The 19,760-nt window shown below is 72.8% G+C and carries 14 protein-coding genes and 2 tRNA genes; 8 read left to right on the top strand and 8 right to left on the bottom strand.

The annotated features are described in order from the left end of the window. Positions 1–33: 33 nt before the first annotated feature. A complete protein-coding gene (locus tag ACZ3TI_RS20995) occupies positions 34–2,097 on the bottom strand; it encodes a phosphocholine-specific phospholipase C (RefSeq protein ID WP_465728252.1) in 2,064 nt (687 codons plus the stop codon). Positions 2,098–2,378: 281 nt separating this feature from the next. Here ACZ3TI_RS20995 and ACZ3TI_RS20990 point away from each other — a divergent pair, with 281 nt between their 5' ends. Then, positions 2,379–3,188 (top strand): hypothetical protein, encoded by an 810-nt coding sequence (locus tag ACZ3TI_RS20990; protein ID WP_465728250.1) that lies wholly within the window; start codon positions 2,379–2,381, stop codon positions 3,186–3,188. Here the strand turns inward: ACZ3TI_RS20990 and ACZ3TI_RS20985 are convergent. From ACZ3TI_RS20985 to snpA (ACZ3TI_RS20975), 3 genes are all read right to left on the bottom strand, one after another. Further along, positions 3,175–3,834, bottom strand: coding sequence for a pentapeptide repeat-containing protein (locus ACZ3TI_RS20985; protein WP_465728248.1), 660 nt, complete (start codon positions 3,832–3,834; stop codon positions 3,175–3,177). The two genes, ACZ3TI_RS20990 and ACZ3TI_RS20985, sit on opposite strands and share 14 nt — an antisense overlap. A 163-nt stretch (positions 3,835–3,997) precedes the next feature. Continuing rightward, entirely contained in the window at positions 3,998–4,621 is a 624-nt protein-coding gene (snpA, locus tag ACZ3TI_RS20980; RefSeq protein WP_465728246.1) for a snapalysin, read from the bottom strand. A 301-nt stretch (positions 4,622–4,922) separates the two neighbouring features. Next, complete coding sequence (gene snpA / locus ACZ3TI_RS20975) at positions 4,923–5,603, bottom strand: snapalysin (RefSeq protein ID WP_465728244.1); 681 nt, start codon at positions 5,601–5,603, stop codon at positions 4,923–4,925. A gap of 281 nt (positions 5,604–5,884) precedes the next feature. Here snpA (ACZ3TI_RS20975) and ACZ3TI_RS20970 point away from each other — a divergent pair, with 281 nt between their 5' ends. Then, complete coding sequence (locus ACZ3TI_RS20970; RefSeq protein ID WP_465728242.1) at positions 5,885–6,859, top strand: LysR family transcriptional regulator; 975 nt, start codon at positions 5,885–5,887, stop codon at positions 6,857–6,859. Positions 6,860–6,955: 96 nt separating this feature from the next. On the opposite strand, the gene ACZ3TI_RS20965 is transcribed toward ACZ3TI_RS20970, so the two are convergent. Both ACZ3TI_RS20965 and ACZ3TI_RS20960 read right to left on the bottom strand, forming a co-directional pair. Beyond that, positions 6,956–8,179 (bottom strand): low temperature requirement protein A, encoded by a 1,224-nt coding sequence (locus ACZ3TI_RS20965; RefSeq protein WP_465728240.1) that lies wholly within the window; start codon positions 8,177–8,179, stop codon positions 6,956–6,958. Positions 8,180–8,682: 503 nt separating this feature from the next. Next, the gene (locus ACZ3TI_RS20960) at positions 8,683–10,386 is read right to left on the bottom strand and encodes an ABC transporter family substrate-binding protein (RefSeq protein WP_465728238.1); all 1,704 of its coding nucleotides are present in this window, start codon (positions 10,384–10,386) and stop codon (positions 8,683–8,685) included. A gap of 439 nt (positions 10,387–10,825) precedes the next feature. Between ACZ3TI_RS20960 and ACZ3TI_RS20955 the strand changes: the two genes are divergently transcribed. The 4 genes from ACZ3TI_RS20955 (at position 10,826) to ACZ3TI_RS20940 (ending at position 15,042) form a co-directional block, all read left to right on the top strand. After that, positions 10,826–11,806: an ABC transporter permease gene (locus tag ACZ3TI_RS20955; RefSeq protein ID WP_465728236.1), complete on the top strand. Its 981-nt coding sequence runs from the start codon at positions 10,826–10,828 to the stop codon at positions 11,804–11,806. A gap of 16 nt (positions 11,807–11,822) precedes the next feature. Continuing rightward, the gene (locus ACZ3TI_RS20950; RefSeq protein WP_465728234.1) at positions 11,823–12,770 is read left to right on the top strand and encodes an ABC transporter permease; all 948 of its coding nucleotides are present in this window, start codon (positions 11,823–11,825) and stop codon (positions 12,768–12,770) included. Further along, a complete protein-coding gene (locus tag ACZ3TI_RS20945; protein WP_465728232.1) occupies positions 12,767–14,908 on the top strand; it encodes an ABC transporter ATP-binding protein in 2,142 nt (713 codons plus the stop codon). The genes ACZ3TI_RS20950 and ACZ3TI_RS20945 overlap by 4 nt, the downstream gene beginning before the upstream one ends. Before the next feature lie 60 nt (positions 14,909–14,968). Continuing rightward, positions 14,969–15,042, top strand: a tRNA-Lys gene (locus tag ACZ3TI_RS20940). Positions 15,043–15,106: 64 nt separating this feature from the next. On the opposite strand, the gene ACZ3TI_RS20935 is transcribed toward ACZ3TI_RS20940, so the two are convergent. Together ACZ3TI_RS20935 and ACZ3TI_RS20930 are read right to left on the bottom strand one after the other, a co-directional pair. Beyond that, positions 15,107–16,015 (bottom strand): alpha/beta fold hydrolase, encoded by a 909-nt coding sequence (locus tag ACZ3TI_RS20935; RefSeq protein ID WP_465728230.1) that lies wholly within the window; start codon positions 16,013–16,015, stop codon positions 15,107–15,109. Beyond that, entirely contained in the window at positions 16,012–16,839 is an 828-nt protein-coding gene (locus ACZ3TI_RS20930; RefSeq protein ID WP_465728228.1) for a DUF998 domain-containing protein, read from the bottom strand. The genes ACZ3TI_RS20935 and ACZ3TI_RS20930 overlap by 4 nt, the downstream gene beginning before the upstream one ends. A gap of 146 nt (positions 16,840–16,985) precedes the next feature. Here ACZ3TI_RS20930 and ACZ3TI_RS20925 point away from each other — a divergent pair. Together ACZ3TI_RS20925 and ACZ3TI_RS20920 are read left to right on the top strand one after the other, a co-directional pair. Then, positions 16,986–17,059 (top strand) — tRNA-Lys (locus ACZ3TI_RS20925). 223 nt (positions 17,060–17,282) lie between these two features. Continuing rightward, complete coding sequence (locus tag ACZ3TI_RS20920) at positions 17,283–19,736, top strand: transglycosylase domain-containing protein (protein ID WP_465728226.1); 2,454 nt, start codon at positions 17,283–17,285, stop codon at positions 19,734–19,736. Positions 19,737–19,760: the final 24 nt, after the last annotated feature.

The following is a 19,760-nucleotide window of genomic DNA, read 5'->3' as shown; positions in this document are numbered from 1 at the left end:
GGGGCCTGCGGTACCGCTCTGCGGGATCGGCGATCAGCCGGTGACGCTCGGGGCACCCGTCTCCAGGTGGCCGGTGAAGCGCTGGGACCAGCCGGCGTCCGCGTCCACCGTCACGGTGAAGTCGTACCAGCCGTTGGTGTAGGCCACCGCGTTGAAGTAGTCGCTGACGCTGCCGCCGGCCGGGACCCGGTACGTCCAGGGGCCGTCCGTGCGGTAGTTGTTGGAGGCGATGGTGAAAGTCATCGGCGTGCTGCCGGAGTTGGCCAACGTGAAGTACACCGCGAGCTTGCCGGTGCCCGGCTCGACCGCGTACGAGGCGGTGACGGCCGCGTTCTTGCCCGCCTTCGTGGCGTCGCCCTTGAAGCGGCGCAGGAAGCGGTTGGGGCCGACCACCGAGAGGTCGTACGGACCGCCGCCGAAGCCGGTGCCGCAGTTGAAGAAGTCGCTGGTGTTGCCGCCCGGGTCCACCGTGTACTGCCAGGGGCCGCCGCTGCGGTAGGCGTTGGCGTACGCCGCGAAGTGGGCGGACTTGGTGGCGGTGCCCGCGTTGTCCATCCTGATCCAGACCTTCATCACCCCGGCGGAGCCGAACTCGAGGTGGTCCAGGTTGGCGTTGGGCTGGTACGGCAGGGCCCGCGCGGGGCGGGTGCCGGACTCCTGCACCGGGAGCTGGTTGTTGACCGGGGCCGGGTTGGGCAGCGGGCCGCAGGCGGACAGGCCGATGGTCTGGGAGGTGTCGGGCAGGGCGGGCAGGCCGTACACCGGGTTGGCGAAGTCGAACACGCTGGTCAGGTCGCCGCAGACGCGGCGACGCCAGTCGCTGATGTTGACGCACTGCGCGGGCTTGCCGAGGGCGGCCGTCCAGGCCTCCAGGAAGCGCAGCACCGAGGTGTGGTCGAAGGTCTCCGAGTTGACCCAGCCGCCGCGGGTCCAGGGCGAGATCGCGATCATCGGGACGCGGAAGCCGAGGCCGATGTTGGTGCCGTTGTAGAACTCGCCGGGGGTGCCGGCCGGGGCGACCGGCGGCGGGACGTGGTCGAAGAAGCCGTCGTTCTCGTCGTAGTTGACGAACAGGACGGAGGAGTTGAAGACGTTCGGGTCCGCGTTGAGCGCGTCGATCACATTGTGGACGAAGTGCGCGCCGTCGGCCGGGGTGGCGTACGGGTGCTCGGAGGAGCCCTGGTCGGGGACGATCCAACTCACCTGCGGGAGGGTGCCGTTGAGCACGTCGGCCTTGATCGCGGCGACGATGTCGTCCGGGGTCCTGCCGGTGACCTTGGGCACCGAGCCCATGCCCTTGACGGCGAGCGGGCTGTCGGCCGGGGCGCTCGAGAACTGGTTGAAGTAGGCCAGGGCGTTGTCGCCGTAGTTGTCGGCGGCGTTCTGGTAGACCTTCCAGCTCACCCCGGCGCCTTCCAGCGCCTCGGCGTAGGTCTGCCAGCGCAAGCCCTTCTCGTCGCCGCCGTCGTAGGCCGGGCCGCCCGCGGCGCCGGAGGGGTCGATCTGGCCGGACCAGTGGTAGGTACGGTTGGGGCCGGTCGCGCTGAGCACCGAGCAGTGGTAGGCGTCGCAGATGGTCCAGTTCTCGGCGAGCGCGTAGTGGAACGGGATGTCCTGGCGGGTGAGGAAGCCGAGCGTGCGGACGTTGCCCTTGGCGGAGACCCAGTTGTCCATCTTGCCGCTGTTCCACGCGCTGTGCTGATCACCCCAACCGTGGGAGAGGTCCCCGTTGCACTGGGCGAGGCGCTCGGGGTCGGCGCCGCCGGCCGGCTTGGTGAGGCTGAACTGCCACGGGTACTGACGGTTGAACAGGCCGTTGGGCTGGTTGAAGACGCTGTAGCCGCCGGCGATCTGGATGGCGCTGCGGTCGGCGAAGCCGCGCACGCCGCGCAGCATGCCGAAGTAGTGGTCGAAGCTGCGGTTCTCCTGCATCAGGATCACCACGTGCTGCACGTCGTTGATGGTGCCGGTGGCGCTGAGCGCCGTGCCGGAGACCGCGCTCGGGGCGGCGCCCGCCGTACCGGTGCCGGCCACGGCGAGGCCGGCCGCGGCGGCTCCGGACAGCGTGACGAACTTCCTACGACTCAGCTCGGCCATCAGCCCGGCCCGTCCCTTCGGTGGCAATGTTGTGTACACAAGTCGGGGCTCACTCGATCGCGGAGCAGTTTCCACCCCGAACGGAGCGGTCCACCAGATGCGTGCACCAGGTTTGGCGGACTGTTCGCCGAGGGGTCACCACCGTTCGTCCGGGCGTCACCGAGCGACGCCCGGCTGAACGCGGGGGCCCGGCACGGGCACGCCATCGACAATGTTGAACGCGTTCAACTTCTCTGCCATGCTGATGCCCGCCGTGCGAACCTGGGGGGAAATCCATGCAGTTGGCGCGCTTTGCCCTGCCCGCGGCCGCGCTGCTGGCCATCACGCTGAGCGGCTGTGCCACCGGGGCGGTCACCTCGCCCACGCGTCAGGCCGACGGGCCCTCGGCCGAGCTCCGCGCCGCGGCGGACGCCATGCGGCACGCCGGGAACGGCGTGATCCGGCTCGCCGACCCCACCGAACCGGACGCCTCGGACATCGGCGGCGCCGGGTACGCCCACTGGGGCGCCCGACCGGCCCTCGAGTTCTACGGCAGCATGGGCTCCCTGCTCCGCGTGGTCGACGACGTCGCCTACTTCGGGCAGGTCAAGGCCGACCACGACGGCAAGCGCCACGAGAGACTGATCCGCCTGGCCGAGTCACCGCTGCTGCCCAGCCCGACCTTCGACGTCATGGCGCGGATCGCCGACCCGGTGACGGAACTGCGCCGGGCCGCCGACGAGCCGACGCTCACCAAGGCCGGCACCGAGAACCTGGGCGGAACGACCGTCGCGCACTACCGCACCACGGGCCGCTACCCGCAGCCGAACGGGTTCGCCCCGCACACCGTCGCCGCCGCGCTGCCTGCGACAGCGGTGCCACCGGACACCCCCGAGACCGCCGACTACTGGGTGAACGACGGGTACGAACTCGTCCGGATCTCCCTGCTGCTCGGCTCCGCCGGGGAGCGGTCGGACTACCAGGCCACCTTCGTCCGGCTCGGCGCCGCACCGGCGATCCGCGCCCAGGACCAGCGCGACGTGCTGGCCGAACCGGACGTCCGTAGCGCCGGGAAGCACGCCTGGCTCTCCCCCGGCGTCAGCGGTCCTTGACCTCGATCCCCAGCGCCTGGGCGAACTGGGGTGCCAGCTCCAGCAGTTGGGTCGAGCTGATGACCGCCCCACGCAGACCCTGGTGGCCGTCGGTCAGCCCGAGCCGGACGGCTCCGCGAAGATCCGTCTTGCTCAGCGTGGCGCCGCGCAGCCGGACCTCCTCCAGCGTCGAACCGGGGAAGGACACCCCGGTCAGCTTCGCCTCGCCGAAGTCCACGTCGCGCAGCAGGCAGTCCTCGAAGACGACGTCCCGCAGCACGGCCGCCCGCAGGTTGACCGCCTCCAGCTTGCAGCCGCGGAACACCACCCGGCGCAGCGCCGAGCCGTACCCTGCGACCCCGGCCAGCACACCGCCGACGAAGGCGCTGTCCTGCCACTCGGTGTCGCTGAGGTCGCAGGCCACCCAGCGGCCGGCCTGCACCCAGACCTCGTTGAACCGGGCCTGGCGCAGCTTGAGCCCGCTCAGCGCGACCCCGGTGAAGGCGCACTCCAGGAAGGTCGCCCCGGTCGCGGACTCGTCGGTGTGCTCGCCACCGTCGAAGTGCACGGTGTCGTAGCGCTCGTCGCTGCGCAGCCGTCCGGTGTGCGGGCTCAGCAGCTCGGCGTACGGGAGGTCGGCGAGCTTGTCGGGAGCGGAACGGGACATGGCGGTGGCACCTCGCGGTCGGGGCGGACGGGTCTCGACCGCATGCTCGCACGCGGCACCGACGACGCCCGTGCCGACAGCGCTCGCACCGTCGACACCCGAACCGACGACACCCCGGACCGGCCGCAGCGGTGTACGGCCGGTCCGGGGGTGCTCGGTGACGTCAGCCGCGCGCCCAGAGGGAGTTGACGCGGCTGCGCTCGGTGCCGTTCGGGTAGGGGTTGGTGCAGGAGGTGCCGGGGCCACCGCCCGACATCAGCTCGCTGCACGGGCCGGAGTAGTGGTCCGGCAGGCCGAGCACGTGCCCGGTCTCGTGGGCCGTCACCCGGACCGAGTTGTACTGCCGGTTCTGCTGGTAGTCGAGGAAGATGTAGCCGCGCCCGTGGCCGTCGGTGCTGGCGTACGAGCCGCGGCTGTCGTTGCCCTCGTAGTAGCGGAAGTCGGCGGCCGAGCCGGACCGCAGCTGGACGTTGGTGACCGAGCTGTTCCATATCTGCGCGGCCTGGGATATCTGGGTGCGGAAGGTCGGTGCCGAGCTGGCGTCGTAGGTGACCACGACGGTCGCCAGGCCCGGGTTCGCCGCCTGCTTGGCCTTCGCGGAGGCCATCACGGCCTGGAAGAAGGCCTGGTTGTCCGCGGTCTCGGCGGCGGAACCGGCGTAGGTCGAGGCGGTGTAGCCCTGCGCGGCCGGGGCCGCCGGGGCAGCCGCGGCGGTGGTGGTGGGCAGCACGGCGAGGCCGGCCGCGAGGGCGAGGCCGAGGGTGGCGGACAGCACGGATCGCTTCATGTGGGGGTCTCCGATTCCTGTGGTGCCGTGGCCGGTTGGGGCCGGCTTGGGGGGACACCTGGTCAACGGGTGATGTCCCCAGAGCTTCGGGCAGCCCGGCGGGCTCGCGGATGATGTCAATCCGCGATAGCTCCGTGCAATACCCCTGCGTCCCCGCGGAATTGAGCCGTCTTTCCCTGTTCTTGACTCGATCGTGCCCCTGGCATTCCGTTCCGGGGGCGGCTAGGCTCCGAGGCGGGGAAGTACCCGGAGCGGCGGGCCGCCCGATTCCGGCCGGGCGGCCCGCCCCACCCGAACACGCCTACCGGGCTGCCGGGTTCACTGCCGCAAGACCGTTCGCCCAGAGGTAGTCGACCTGGCTGCGCTCGTTGGCGTCGGGGTACGGGTTGGTGCAGGAGGGGCCGGGGCCGCCGCCCGACATCAGCTCGCTGCACGGGCCGGAGTAGTCGTCGGGCAGGCCGAGCACGTGCCCGGTCTCGTGGGTGGTGACGCGCACCGAGTCGTACTCCTGGTTCTGCTGGTAGTCGAGGAACACGTAGCCGTGGCCGTGCCCGTCGGTGCTGGCGTAGGAACCCTGGCTGTCACTGCCCTCGTAGTACGAGAAGTCGCCGTTGCCGCCGGTCTCCTGGAGCCGCACGTTACGCACCGAGCTGTTCCAGATCTGCGCGGCGGTGGCGATCTGGCCGGTGAAGGAGGGCGCGTTGGCGGTGTCGTAGGTGACGGTGACGGTCCGCAGCCACGGGTTGGCGGCCCGCTTGGCCTTGACCGAGGCCACCACGGCCTCGAAGAAGGCCCGGTTGTTCGCGGCCTCCGTGGCCTGCGCCGCCGGACCGGCGTACGTCGCCGGGGTGTAGCCCTGCACGGCCGTCGCGGCAACGGGCACGGCAGGAGCGGCCGGAGCGGCGACGGCGGTGGCGGGCAGGGTCGCGAGGCCGGCGGCGAGGGCGAGGCCCAGGCCGGCGGACAGCACGGATCGCTTCATGTGGGGGCTCCGAATTCGCGGTGCGCCGACCTCGCCGGAGCCGGTGGGGGCCGGGCACGGCGGCGGCGCACGGTGGGGGCCGCCCCGACCGGTGGCCGGGGCGGGTTGCTGCCCCCGAGCTTCGACCCGCCCGGGTCCGTCGCGGATGATGTCAACCGGCGATAGCACCGCCGCATACCGGTGGGGATCCGTCGCACGGTCCATCGCCCGTTCCGCCGCCGCACACTTGACCGAGTGTCATGTCCTTGGCGAGATGACGCGATGGCGTCTATGCTCCCGACGTGGAGCTCGACGTGAGACACCTGCGGGTGCTGTGCGCGATTGCCGACAGCGGCAGCCTCCGCAAGGCCGCGCTCCAGCTCGGCATGACCCAGCCCTCCCTCACCACCCAGCTGCACCGCATCGAACGGGCCATCGGCGGCACCCTGTTCACCCGTGAGCAGACCGGCAGCCGGCCCACCCCGCTCGGCCACTCGGTGCTCTCCCGGGCCCGGCCGGTGATCACCGAGATGGCCGCGCTGGTCGCCGCCGCCCGCCAGGAGGCCCGCGAAGCGACCGGGCCCGGCCGGCAGCGGCGGCTGCGCATCGGCAGTGTCGGCAGCCGGGCGGTCGCGGCCTGGCTGCGCCGGGTGCACGAGCGGCTGCCGGACACCGACACCACCATCCACGTCGACGTCTCGGCCAGCGCACTGCTGCGCATGGTCGCCGCCGGCCAGCTGGACGTGGCCTTCGTGCACGAGAGCGAGGGCTTCCCGCTGCGGGTGCCGCCGGACGCCGAGCAGCGGGTGCTGATGGCCCGCGAGCCGCAGTACGTCGAGCTCGCCGCCGGGCACCCGGCCGCCGCCCGCCCGGTCGTCCACCTCGCCGACCTCGCCGAGGACACCTGGATGGTCGACCCGACCGCCGACCACGAGTACGCGGCGATGCGCCGGGTGTTCAGCGAGGCCGGGCTCAACCCCCGGGTGCTGCAGGTGCGGGACAACGCCACCGCCGCCGAGCTGGTCGCCTCCGGCGAGGCCGTCCGCCCCTGCCAGCCGACCTCCCCGCCCGGGCCCGGCACGGTCGTCCGCCCGGTGGACGGGGACCCGCTGGCCGTCCGGCTGCTGTTCACCTGGCGCCCGCGCGCGCTCAGCCCACCCGCCCTGGACGCGCTGTACGGCGAACTGCGCGCCGCCTACCTGGACCTGGCCCGGGTCAACCCGCCCTACCTGGCCTGGCTGGCGCGGCACGAACCGGTGCTGCTGGGGCGCGGCTGAACCGGTGCCGCCGAGGCAGGGCTGAACCGGTGCCGCCGGGGCAGGGCTGAACCGGTGCGGCCGGGGCAGGGCTGAACCGGTGCGGCCGGGGCGCGGCTAGGACGCCTCAGCCGCTCCGCGGCCCCCGGTCTCCCGGCTGTGGATCAGCACGCCCACCGCCACCATCAGCGCGCAGACCAGGCCCGCCGCCAGTACCCCGGAGGCGCCGAACGCGGTGCAGGCCAGCACCAGCGCGGCCCCGACCGGCGCCACCGACTGGGCGACCGCACCGCGCTTGGTGTGCCGGGAGTGCAGGAACCAGACCGTGACCAGGTAGACCGCGGTCGGCACGGTGACGGTCGCGGTGGCGGCGGTCTCGGAGATCTCCACCTTGTGCACCGCCGACTCCACCGCCACCTCCAGCCCGGCGCCGATCGCCGCCGCCGAGGCGAACACCACGTAGTGCCCGTAACCCCAGGCGAAGGCCTGCCGGTTGGAGCGCAGGTGCTCGTGGACCGGTCGGGCGAAGTAGATCCACCAGGCGGAGAAGCAGATCAGCAGGCCGCCGATCGCCACCGGCACCAGTCGGCCCAGCTCCTCGTGCTCGTCCACCGCCGACTGCACCGCGACCGTCGCCGCCGCCACGGTCTCGCCGAGCACGATCAGGGTGAACAGCCCGTACCGCTCGGAGATGTGGTGCGGGTGCCAGGAGGTCTGCATCCGCAGCTCCGCGATCACCGGCACCGCCAGCTCGCACAGCACCCCGATCGGGACGAGGTACGGGCGGGCGCCGTGCGGCAGGAACAGCAGCGCCACCCAGCCGACCTGACAGAGCGTGATCCCCGCCGCGTACCGCAGCGCGACCTTGCGCGCCTCGCCCTGCTCCCCGGCCGCCGCGCGCAGCCACTGGGTCACCATCGCCAGGCGCATCACCACGTACCCGGTGATCGCCAGCGCCAGGTCCTGGGTGGCGAACAGCCGGGGCACCCCGGCGGCGAGGATCAGCACGCCGGCGATCTGCACCAGCGTGGTGACCCGGTACGGCACGTCGTCGCAGTCGTACGCGGAGGCGAACCAGGTGAAGTTCATCCAGGCCCACCAGATCGCGAAGAAGGCCAGCACGTAGCCGCGCAGCCCGTCTCCGTAGTGACCGGCCACGAGGGAGTGGGCGAGTTCGCGCCCGGCCTGGCCGACGGCGACCACGAAGCAGAGGTCGAAGAAGAGTTCCAGCGGGGTGGCGACCCGGTGCGGCTCGTCGCGGTCGCGCGGGACCATCCGGCGCACCGGCGGCGGGTCGACGTGGTGCCCGCGGGGTGCCGCGGCCGCGGGATCACTGGCCATCGGGGCTGCTCCGGAGTCGGGAGGGCTGGGTCGTCCCGCGCATCCTGGCAGCGCCCCGGGCCCGGCGCACGCACCGGCGCGGCGCGTGCGCCGGGGATTGAGCCCTTCGGCCCGGGGCGGTCGGGACCGCCCGCCCTCCGGGGGCTCCGGGCGGAACACGTGGCGCTCCCGGTTCGATGACCCCTTATGTCCCTTTTTTCCTTGCCGTCAGCCCCAGTTGACGCTTCGGTGCGCGAACCGGGTGACAGCACTGCGGGTTTCCGGACGCGCCCCGCGCGCTGCGCCGCGCGGGGCCGGGGCGCCGCTAGATTCATCCCCGGTCGGAAGAGCGCGGGCCCTGCGGGGCCCCATGACACGGGCGGCCTGCGGGCAACGCGGAAGGTCAAGGCGGGTGGCGGGACAGCGGGGGCGGCGGAGCCGACCTTCCCCTGTGCGCACCACCGGTCTCGTGATCACCGCGCTGCTCGCCAGCGCCTGCCGTGCGGCCCGGCTCGTCGCGGCCGCTACTTCTCCCAGCCGACCTTGCTGTAGTCCTCGCCCGCGAGGCCGAAGGCCCCGTAGTTGGCCAGGCCCTTGCGGGTCGCCACCACCTCAGGCCGCTGGTAGAGCTCGACGGTGTGGCCGAGCTCCCAGATCTTCGCGTCCGCCTGGTTGTAGAGCTTCGCGGCCTCCGCCGGGTCGACCGTCCCGGCCGCCTTCTTCAGCAGGTCGTCGATCTCCTGGCTGCCCAGGCGGGAGGGGTTGCTGAAGCTGTTGTCGCCCACCGGCAGCCGGAAGTTGGTCAGGCTCTTGGACAGCGGGAAGGAGTCGGTGTTGCGCCAGCTCGCGATCTCGAACTTGCCCGGGTTCACGTACTTGGTGAAGAAGTCGTTCGCGGGCACCTTGTCCAGGCTGACCTTGACGCCGGCCGCCTGCCACATCGCCACCGCCGCGGTGGCCAGGTCGATCTGGGCCTGCGGGGTGGACTCGTTGACCACCCAGTGCAGCTCCAGCGCCCCGCCGTCCTTCGTGCGCGGCTGACCGCTGCCGGCCTCCTTCCAACCCGCCTCGTCCAGCAGCTTCTTGGCGGTGGCCAGGTCGTATTTGGCCCATTCGCCAGAGGTGTCCTGGTAGCCGGTCTGGTTGGGCATGAAGATGTGGTTGCCGAGCGGCTTGAACTCAACCGGCACCCCGTTGTTGGCGATCTTGATCAGCGCGGAGCGGTCCAGTGCCTTGCCGAGCGCCTGGCGGACCCGCTGGTCCGCCAGCGCGCCGGTGCCGCCGAAGGAGATGTGCACCTCGTCCCAGGGGCTGGCGCTGCGGATCGTGGTGTCCTTGGCGTTCTTGAGCTGCCCGTAGGCGGTGGCGGTGCCGGCCGCGGCGTAGTCGATCTCGTTGTTGAGGTACGCCTGGGTCGTCGCCGACTGGGACATCACCCGGAAGGTGATCTTGTCGGCCTTGGGCTTGGTGCCCCACCAGGCCGGGTCCGGGACGAGGGTCAGGGTCTGCGCGGTCTTGTCCGCCGTGCCGACCTTGAACGCGCCCGCGGTGATCGGGATCTTCTCCACCCAGCCCTTGTTGAAGTCGTCCGGGGTGGAGATGCCGGCCGCCGGGATCAGCGGGCGGAACAGGTTCTGCCAGTCGGCGTACGGCTCGGCGAAGGTGACCTTCACCTCGGTCGGGTCGGCACCCTGCTCGACCGCGGAGATCTGCTCGTAGCCGGACGGGTCGGAGACGTTGTACGCCGGGTCCTTGCCGCCCGCGGTCTGCCAGTCGGCCTTGAAGTCCAGGTAGCCGAGCGGCTTGCCGTCCGACCACTTGGCCTTGGGGTTGAGCTTGTAGGTGACCACCTGCGGCGAGGTCGAGGTGACCTTGGCCTCCACCAGGTAGTCGGGGTTGGGCACGAAGGTGCCGGCGGCGTCCGTGTTGAAGAGCGAGGGCTCCAGGTTGCGCATGATCGAGACCGCGGAGCCGTAGTAGCCGTCCACCTGCAACGGGTTCCACTGGGTGATCCACTGGTACAGCGGGAAGCGCACCTCCCCGCCGTCCTTGACCTGGTCCAGCGGCTTGGGGTTGAGGTCGTTGGCGCCCTGTCTCGGCGCCTCGCTCTTGGCCGCGCTGTCGGCCGAACCTCCCCCGCCCGAGGTGCACGCGGTGGCCGCCAGCGCGACGGCGACGGCGAGGGCGGTCGCCCGGCCGAGGTGACGGGCCGTGGTGGAAGCGTCCATGAGGGTCCCCCTGGTGAGGTCTTCGGTGCGGGTGTCGCGCCGTGCGGGAGTCGTGCCGTGCGCGTCGTGCCGTGCGGGTGATGCCGTGCGGGTGATGCCTGTGCGGGTCGTGTCGTGTGCGTCGTGCCGCACGAGTTGTGCCGCGCGAGGTGTGGCGGGGCTTGAACGTGGGCAGCCAATTCGGCGCCGGGCGAGCAGAACGTAACAGCGGATCCGGGCCGCCACCAGGGGGAGGAGCGAACACCTGATCCAAAAGTCACGCGCGGCAATGCCGTTGCAACACAGCCGCCGCGCGCCGGTGCAACACTCTGACCTGCTCCTTCCCCAACTCCCCTGACTTCCCTGCCCCCACCCGCCCCGACCGGGCCCCGACCGAAAGCCGCCACCCGATGCCCACCAGACGCGTCGGCCCCGCCCCCGCCACCCCGGGCGGCCGTTGATGCTCCGTTACCTGGCGAAGCGACTGAGCTACTACGCGGTCCTGCTGATCGCCGCCGTGTTCCTGGCGTACGCGATATCCGCGACCGCCCTGCAGCCGCGCACCTACTTCGACGCCAAGGTCCCCCGCCCGGCCGTCGAATCGGTCGAACGCCAGCTCACCGCGCTCAACCTGAACGACCACACCCCGGTCGTCGAGCGCTTCGGCCACTGGGCCGGCGGGCTGCTCCACGGCGATCTCGGCCGGACCATCCACGACACCCCGGTCAACGACGACTTCGGCCGCCGGGTCTGGGTCTCGCTGCGACTGCTGCTGATCGGCAGCCTGCTCGGCATGGTCCTCGGCGTCGCCGCCGGGGCCTGGAGCGCCGTGCGCCAGTACCGGATCTCCGACCGGCTGCTCACCGTGCTGTCCTTCGTGCTGCTCTCCACCCCGGTCTTCCTGGTCGCGCTGTTCCTCAAGAACGGCGCGATCGCCGCGAAGGACGCGGCCGGCCACGACGTCGTCCCGTTCACCGGCTACGAGACCCCCGGGCTCACCGGCGGCCTCGGCACCCATCTCGCCGACTGGGCGCTGCACCTGCTGCTGCCCACCATCTCGCTCGCCCTCGGCGGCCTCGCCACCTACAGCCGCTACCAGCGCGGCACCATGCTCGACGTGCTCGGCTCCGACTACCTGCGCACCGCGGAGGCCAAGGGGCTCACCCGCCGGCAGGCGCTGCTCCGGCACGGACTGCGCACCGCCGTGATCCCGATGTCGACCATGTTCGCCTACAGCTTCCTGGGCATCTTCACCGGCGCGATCTTCACCGAGACGATCTTCGGCTGGCACGGCATGGGCGAGTGGCTGATCCAGTCGATCAACGAACAGGACGTCAACTCCGTGGTGGCGGTCAACCTCTTCACCGCCGTCGTCGTCCTCGCCTCCGGCTTCCTCGCCGACACCCTGCACGCCGCCCTCGACCCGCGCGTGCGGTCCTGACCGGAGGAGACCCGAGATGACCACCACCGTCGCCGAGTCCGCCGCCGAGCCCCCCGTCGCGGCCACCGTGCCCCGGGCCGCCGGGCGGGGACGGCTCGTCCTCACCCGGCTGCTCGCCGCCCGCGGCGCCGTCACCGGGGCCGTCATCGTCCTGCTGCTGTTCGCGCTCGCCTTCGGCGGCCCGTACCTCACGCCCTGGGACTACGCCGCCCCGGACTTCTCCGCACTGCACCAACCCCCCTCCGCCGAGCACTGGTTCGGCACCAACGGGGTCGGCCAGGACGTGTTCGCGCAGACCGTCCGCGGGCTGCAGAAGTCGCTGGTCATCGGCCTGCTGGTGGCGCTGTTCTCCACCGTGCTGGCCTCCCTGGTCGGCGCCTGCGCGGGCTACTTCGGCGGGTGGGCGGACCGGGCGCTGATGTTCCTGGTGGACCTGCTGCTGGTCTTCCCCAGCTTCCTGATCATCACCATCGTCTCGTCCCGGCTGAAGAGCGCCGGCTGGATCGCCTTCGTCCTGCTGCTCGCCCTGTTCAACTGGATGATCACCGCCCGGGTGGTCCGCTCGATGACCATCTCCCTGCGCGAGCGCGAATTCGTCCGCGCCGCGCGGTTCATGGGGGTGCACCCGCTGCGGATCATCAGCCGGCACATCCTGCCGAACGTCGCCTCCTTCCTCATCATCGACGCCACCATCGCGGTCGGCGGCGCCGTGATGAGCGAGACCGCGCTCTCCTACTTCGGCTTCGGGGTCAAGGCGCCGGACGTCTCGCTCGGCACCCTGCTCGCCGCCGGAACCAGCGAGGCCCCGGTGTTCCCCTGGCTGTTCTACTTCGCCGCCGGGCTGCTGGTCGTCTTCGTCCTCGCCGTCAACCTGATCGGGGACGGGCTGCGCGACGCCCTCGACCCCACCTCCGGGGCCGCGCCCCGCCGTCGCCCCCGCCGCCCCCGTAGGAAGCGCCCGTGACCACCACCGCCACCGCCGGAACCACCGCCCTCGACACCCCGCTGCTCGCCGTCCGGGACCTGCGGGTGGACTTCGCCGGGCCGCACGGCCCGGTCCCCGCCGTCCGCGGGGTGGACCTCAGCCTGCGGCGCGGCGAGACCCTCGGCATCGTCGGCGAGTCCGGCTCCGGGAAGTCCGTCACCGCACTGTCCGTGCTCGGGCTGCTGCCCGGGACGGCGCGGGTCAGCGGATCGGTGCGACTGGACGGACGGGAGCTGGTCGGGCTGCCGGGCAAGGAGCTCGCGGCGATCCGCGGCCGCCGGGTCGCCATGGTCTTCCAGGACCCGCTGTCCGCCTTCACCCCGGTCTACCGGATCGGCGACCAGATCGCCGAGGCGGTCCGCATCCACCAGCGGGTGGACAAGGCCACCGCGCGCCGCCGGGCCGCCGAACTCCTCGACCTGGTCGGCATCCCGGCGCCCGACCGGGCGCTGGACAGCTTCCCGCACGAGTTCTCCGGCGGCATGCGCCAGCGCGCGATGATCGCCATGGCCGTCGCCAACGAGCCCGACATCCTGCTCGCCGACGAGCCCACCACCGCGCTCGACGTCACCATCCAGGCCCAGGTGCTGGACGTGCTGCGCACCGCCCGTCGGGAGACCGGCGCCGCGCTGGTGCTGGTCAGCCACGACCTCGGGGTGATCGCCGGCACGGCCGACCGGGTCGCGGTGATGTACGCCGGGCGGGTGGTCGAGACGGCCGGTGTGGACGAGCTGTTCGCGGCCCCGCACCACCCGTATTCGCTCGGGCTGATCGGCGCGCTGCCCCGGCTGGACGGCCGCGGCGGTCCGCTCGTGCCGATCCCCGGCGCCCCGGCGCCGATGGCCGAGCTGCCGCCGGGCTGCCCGTTCGCGGCGCGCTGCCCGCTGGCGGAGGAGCGCTGCTCGACGGCGGAGCCCGTGCTGGAGGGCAGCGACGGGCACCTGTCGGCCTGCGTACGGTCGGCGGAGCTCGCCGAGCGGCGGCCCGCGCCGGCCGAGGTCTACCCCGTGCCGGAGCTGCCGGCGGCCGCCGATGGTGGCGGCGCCCGCTCCGAGCCGTCCGATCGCTCCGACCGCTCCGACCGGGCGCCGGTGCTGGCGGTGAGCGGCCTGGGCAAAACGTTTCCGCTGCTCAAGGGCGCGGTGTTCAAGCGCAAGGTCGGCGAGGTGTACGCCGTCGACGGCGTCGACCTGGACCTGCGGGAGGGCGAGACCCTCGGCTTGGTCGGGGAGTCCGGCTCCGGCAAGTCCACCACGCTGTTCGAACTGCTGCGGCTCGGCGCCCCCGAGACCGGCCGGATCGAACTGCTCGGCCACGACACCGCGAAGCTCACCCGGGCCGAGGCCCATCGGCTCCGCGCCGAGCTGCAGATCGTCTTCCAGGACCCGATGGCCAGCCTCGACCCCCGGATGCCGATCGGCGACATCGTCGCCGAACCGCTGCTCGCCCAGCGCACCCCCCGCGCGGAGATCGCCCGCCGGGTGCCCGAGCTGCTGCGCCAGGTCGGCCTCGACCCGGACCACGCCGTCCGCTACCCGCACCAGTTCTCCGGCGGCCAGCGCCAGCGCGTCTCGATCGCCCGGGCGCTCGCCGTCCGCCCCAAGCTGCTGGTGCTGGACGAGCCGGTCTCGGCGCTGGACGTCTCCATCCAGGCCGGGGTGCTCAACCTGCTGCAGGCGCTCAAGGCGGAGCTCGGGCTCTCCTACCTGTTCGTCTCGCACGACCTCTCGGTGATCCGGCACCTCGCCGACCGGGTCAGCGTGATGTACCTGGGCCGGACGGTCGAGCAGGGCGAGGTCTCCGCGGTCTTCGACCGCCCCCGCCACCCGTACACCCGCGCCCTGCTCTCCGCCGTCCCGCTCCCCGACCCCGCCGCCGAGCGCGCCCGCGACCGCATCCTGCTCGCCGGCGACCCGCCCTCCCCCACCGAACGCCGCACCGGCTGCCCGTTCCGCACCCGCTGCCCCCGCTACGCCGGGCTCACCGCCCCGGCGGACCGGGCCCGCTGCGAACAGGAGCGCCCGCCCCTGACCGGCGACGCCCCGGGCACGGCGCGGACGGACCACCAGGCGGCCTGCCACCACCCGGAGCCGCCCGCAAGTGTTCACGCTGGGTGATCAGTCGCCCACGATTCGGTGGAACGGGCCCGCGCCGTGTAATGTCTTCGACGTCAGCAAGCGCCGCTAGCTCAGTTGGTTAGAGCAGCTGACTCTTAATCAGCGGGTCCGGGGTTCGAGTCCCTGGCGGCGCACATGGCAACGCCTCAGGCCGTCCACTCCGGTGGGCGGCCTGAGGCGTTTCCGGGGCGGTGGGCCTCAGCTCGTGTCGAGCACCGCCGAGGCCACCGCGTCCGGGCGGTCGAACATCACCAGGTGCCCGGCCGGGGCCGTCGTACGGAAGTCGGCGCCGAGCAGCGCCGCGAGCTCCCGCTGCTCGGCCAGCCAGGTCTCGGTGCGGCGGGTCCGGCAGCCGTCGTCGGCGGCCAGCACGGTGACCGGCAGTTCCTCGGGCAGCGGCCTGGTGCGCCGCAGCTCGTCCAGCTCGGCCGCCACGTCGAGGTAGCGGGCGTTCTCCCGCAGCAGCGCGCGCAGGGCCCGGCCGGTGCGGTAGCAGTGCCAGACCAGCGGCGCCGGGGCGAGGTCCTCGCGGCGGACGGTAGACAGCCGGGCCGCCGTCCGCCGGGCGGCCGGGCCCAGCAGGTACGGCACCGCGAGGGCGGTGGCGGCGCCGGCCGCCGCCCGGACCGCCAGGTCGCGCGCGCCGGGCGCCGGGTACGGGCGGGCCGCCGGTTCCACGCTGCTGTCGACCAGGACCAGCCCGGCGGTCCGCTCGGGGTGCAGCCGGGCGAAGGCCTCGACGTGGAAGCCGGCCAGCGAGTGGCCGACGACGGTGCAGGGCTCGCGCAGCCCGAGGCCGTCCAGCACCGCCCGGATCCGCCCGGCCTCGCCGATCGCCGTCGGGGCGGGCCGCCCGGTGGCGGGCTCGGCGGCGCTCAGCCCGTAACCGGGCCGGTCGAAGCGGACCACGGTGCGGTAGGGGGCGAGGAAGGGGACGACGAGGTCCCAGTCGAACCAGCTGCTGCCGAGACCTCCGCTGAGCAGGCAGACCGGGCCGCTGCCCTCGGTGCGCACGTGCAACGGGACGCCGTCGATGCGCAGGAACTGCGCCCGGGTGCCGGGGTCGTCGGGGACGCGGGGGTCGTCGGGGGTACCGGGGGTGGTCATGCCCGCCTCCGCCCGGGGAGCGGCCCGGTCGGTGCCGGGTCCTCCGCCGCCGTCGACCCGTCCGGCCGGGCGGGCCTCGCGGACCGGGCGGACCGGGCGGACCGGGCGGACCGGGCGACGCTCACGGCCAGGACGGCCAGCCAGAGCGCGACCAGCAGCACCTGCAGCCGCTGTCCGGCCCCGAGCGCCCAGGTGCCGCGCCCGGCCTGGAAGGCGGCGATCGCGGCGAGGCTCCAGCCGGTGGCGAGCAGTTCGGCGCCCAGCTGCCAGGGCCCGAACCCGCGCACCGGCGGCCACCAGCCGTAACGGCGGGCGGCGACGGTGAGCGTGACCAGCGCGGTGAGCGCGCCGACCATCGCGAGGCTGCTGGTGACGGCGTGCGCGGCGTGGGTCGCGGGAACGAGCCCGGCGGTCTCCCGGGCGGCGCACATCTCGTCGCTGGTGGGGGTGCAGCTGAGCGGGAGCCGGGAGTCGGCGACGGTGGCGGCACCGAACAGGGACAGGGCGGACCAGCCGACGACCACCCGGCGGCAGCAGCGGGAGCCCCCTGCCCCGCCATCGGCCCGCCCGGCGGCGAGGCCGGTCGCGAGGGCGGTGCCCGCGGCGGCGAGCAGGCAGATCCCGGCGACCAGGTCGGTGGCCCGGAGGAGGCCCCCCAGCGGCTGGTCCTCGGCGGCGAGCTCGCTGATGTAGGCCTGCACCGGGTCGAGACCGGTGCTCAGCACGACCTCCAGCACCCAGGCGGTGTACGCCACGGCGCTGAGCAGCAGCAGGACGGCGACCGCCGTCCGCACGGTGCGGTGTCCTGGCTGGGGGCTGGGCACGGTTCCACCCTAACCAGCGGCGAACTCCGGCCCAACCGGAAGGAAAGAGGACGGATCGGGCGGGTATGCGGCCGGGATGGGACCGGGGCGGACCGGGGCGGTTCGAGGCACCCCTCGGGACCGTGTATTGTTTTCCAGGTCAGCAGGCGCCGCTAGCTCAGTTGGTTAGAGCAGCTGACTCTTAATCAGCGGGTCCGGGGTTCGAGTCCCTGGCGGCGCACAGACACTGGGGAGCCTCTCGCAGCAGCGAGGGGCTCCCCGATTTTTTGGCCCTCGAAGTCCGATTTGCGTGTGATGTCGGTCTCGATTGGCGATCCGGCGGAGCCATCAGGCCCGTCCCGCTCGTCCAGGGCAGTAGAACCGGAACCGGGACAAAGGTCCCCAACCCACCGATATTCCCGTCTGTGCAGGCTGCCCGGTGCGCCCGCAGGAAAGGCCGCGCTTTGTCCAGAAACGCCCAGAGCGGCCGTCGCACGCCGTCGATCAGCCTCCGGCCGGTCAAGCGGTTCAAGCGCTCCGCCGACGCGACCGGTCCGGCCGGTCTGTCCGTCGGGTCCGGTCTGTCCGTCGGGTCCGGCGGGTCCCGTGGCGGGAAGCCGCGCCGGCCGAAGCGCACCGGCTGGCGCCGGCTGATACCCACCTGGCGGATGACCCTGCTCGGCTTCACCTCGGCGCTGCTGCTCGGGGTCGGCCTGTTCGCGCTGGGGATCGCACTGGTGAAGGTCCCGGACGCGCACGCCGCCGCCACCGCGCAGAGCAACACCTGGCTCTACTCGGACGGTTCGGTGATCACCCGCACCGGCCAGACCAACCGGCAGAACGTCACCCTGGACAAGGTCTCCCCCGCCGCCCAGCACGCCGCGCTGGCCGCCGAGGACCGCAACTTCTACAACGAGGGCGCGGTCAACGTCCAGGGCCTGCTCCGGGCGGCCGTCAACACCGCCAAGGGCGAGGGCACCCAGGGCGGCTCCACGATCACCCAGCAGTACGTGAAGAACACGTACCTGAACCAGAAGCAGTCGATCACCCGCAAGGTGAAGGAACTCTTCATCGCCATCAAGGTGGACGCCACCGAGAGCAAGGACGACGTCCTCTCCGGCTACCTCAACACCTCCTACTACGGCCGCGGCGCCTACGGCATCCAGGCCGCCGCCCAGGCGTACTTCGGCGTCGACGCCTCGGCGCTCGACCCCGCGCAGGGCGCCTACCTGGCCACCCTGCTGAACGCGCCGAGCGCCTACGACGTGGCCACCGCGACCGCGGCGGGCAAGCAGAACGCCGTCAACCGCTGGAACTACGTGCTCGACGGCATGGTCAAGGAGGGCTGGCTCTCCGCCGAGGAGCGGGCCAGGACCACCTTCCCGGACGTCCGGGACCCGCAGCCCAACCCGGGCCTGTCCGGCCAGGCGGGCTACCTGGTGGACGCCGCCACCCAGTACCTGACCTCGACCGGGGTGATCGGCGAGACGGAGCTGGCCAAGGGCGGCTACACGATCAAGCTGAGCATCGACCCGGGCCGCCAGCAGGCCCTGCAGGACTCCGTCCAGGCGCAGCTGCGCGACACCCTGAACCCGGACAAGCGGAAGAAGGACGCGGCCGCCCAGGCCGGCGCCGTCTCGGTGGACCCGAAGACCGGTGCGATCGTCGCCCTGTACGGCGGCGTCGACTACGTGAAGCACTACGTGGACAACGCGACCCGGCGCGACTACCAGGCCGGTTCGACCTTCAAGGCGATCGCCCTGGCGGCCGCGCTCGAGAACGACGCCAAGACCCAGGACGGCCGCACCGTCACCCCGCGGACGATCTACGACGGCACCAGCGGCCGGAAGGTCCGCGGCGGCAAGGGCACCCCGTACGCGCCGCCGAACGAGGGTGACAAGAGCTACGGCCAGATCACCCTGCAGCAGGCCACCGACTGGTCGGTCAACTCGGCGTTCGCACAGCTGGCGCAGGACACCGGACTGCAGAAGGTCAAGGACACCGGCATCGCCCTCGGCCTGCCCGGCAACACCCCGGGCCTCGACCCGGTGCCCTCCATCCCGCTGGGCGCGGCCACCCCGAGCGTGCTCGACATGGCCGGCGTGTACGCCACGCTGGACAACGGCGGCAAGCAGATCACCCCGTGGCTGGTGCAGTCGGTGGACCGCGAGGGCGAGGCCGTGTCGCTGCCCGCGCACAAGACCACCCAGGCGATCAGCGCGGACACCGCCGACCGGGTCACCTCGATGCTCCAGGGCGTGGTGAGCGACCCGGGCGGCACCGGCTGGCGAGCGAAGGCGCTCGGCCGCCCGGTGGCGGGCAAGACCGGCACCACCGACGACCAGAAGTCGGTCTGGTTCGTCGGCTACACCCCCGAGCTGGTCACCTCCGTCGCCCTGTTCGGCCAGGACCCGGGCACCGGCGCCCAGGTCAGCCTGAGCGGCGTCGGCGGGATCGACGGCGCTGCGGGCGGCCAGTACCCGGCGCAGATCTGGACCGCCTACATGAAGGCCGCGCTCAAGGGCCAGCCGGTCAGCGACTTCCCGACCTCGGCCGACGGCGACTCCTCGGGCGCCGCCGACCTGCCGACCAGCCCGAGCACGCCGACCGGCACCCCCTCGACGGGCGCCCCCACCGGCGGTCCGACCGGCGGCGCCACCACGGCGCCGACCGACGGGTGGGGAGCCGGCCCGAACACCCCGTCGGGCAGCACCGGCGGCGCCACCACGGCGCCGACGGCACCTCCGACCGGACCGCCGACCGACCAGCCCACGACCAAGCCGACCGTGCGGCCCACCCCGAAGCCGACGCCGACCGCCCAGCCGACGACGGACCCGACCACGCAGCCGACCACCCAGCCCACGGGCGGGACGGACTCGCTGACGGGTGCGGGCGCCCGGGCGCAGTCCGGAGGCTGAGGCCGGGCTGATCGAGGGTGCGGT

It is taken from the genome of Kitasatospora sp. NPDC023120, from assembly GCF_055560835.1.
Note: the sequence above shows the minus strand (reverse complement) of the source record. Positions and strands in the feature narration are given on the sequence as shown.

Bases quoted from the DNA above. Each gene is read 5' to 3' on its own strand.
- ACZ3TI_RS20935 (WP_465728230.1), bottom strand. From the start codon at position 16,015: ATGACCACCCCCGGTACCCCCGACGACCCCCGCGTCCCCGACGACCCC.
- ACZ3TI_RS20985 (WP_465728248.1), bottom strand. From the start codon at position 3,834: ATGTCCCGTTCCGCTCCCGACAAGCTCGCCGACCTCCCGTACGCCGAG.
- ACZ3TI_RS20995 (WP_465728252.1), bottom strand. From the start codon at position 2,097: ATGGCCGAGCTGAGTCGTAGGAAGTTCGTCACGCTGTCCGGAGCCGCC.
- snpA (WP_465728244.1), bottom strand. From the start codon at position 5,603: ATGAAGCGATCCGTGCTGTCCGCCGGCCTGGGCCTCGCCCTCGCCGCC.
- ACZ3TI_RS20965 (WP_465728240.1), bottom strand. From the start codon at position 8,179: ATGGCCAGTGATCCCGCGGCCGCGGCACCCCGCGGGCACCACGTCGAC.
- ACZ3TI_RS20955 (WP_465728236.1), top strand. From the start codon at position 10,826: ATGCTCCGTTACCTGGCGAAGCGACTGAGCTACTACGCGGTCCTGCTG.
- ACZ3TI_RS20950 (WP_465728234.1), top strand. From the start codon at position 11,823: ATGACCACCACCGTCGCCGAGTCCGCCGCCGAGCCCCCCGTCGCGGCC.
- ACZ3TI_RS20960 (WP_465728238.1), bottom strand. From the start codon at position 10,386: ATGGACGCTTCCACCACGGCCCGTCACCTCGGCCGGGCGACCGCCCTC.
- snpA (WP_465728246.1), bottom strand. From the start codon at position 4,621: ATGAAGCGATCCGTGCTGTCCGCCACCCTCGGCCTCGCCCTCGCGGCC.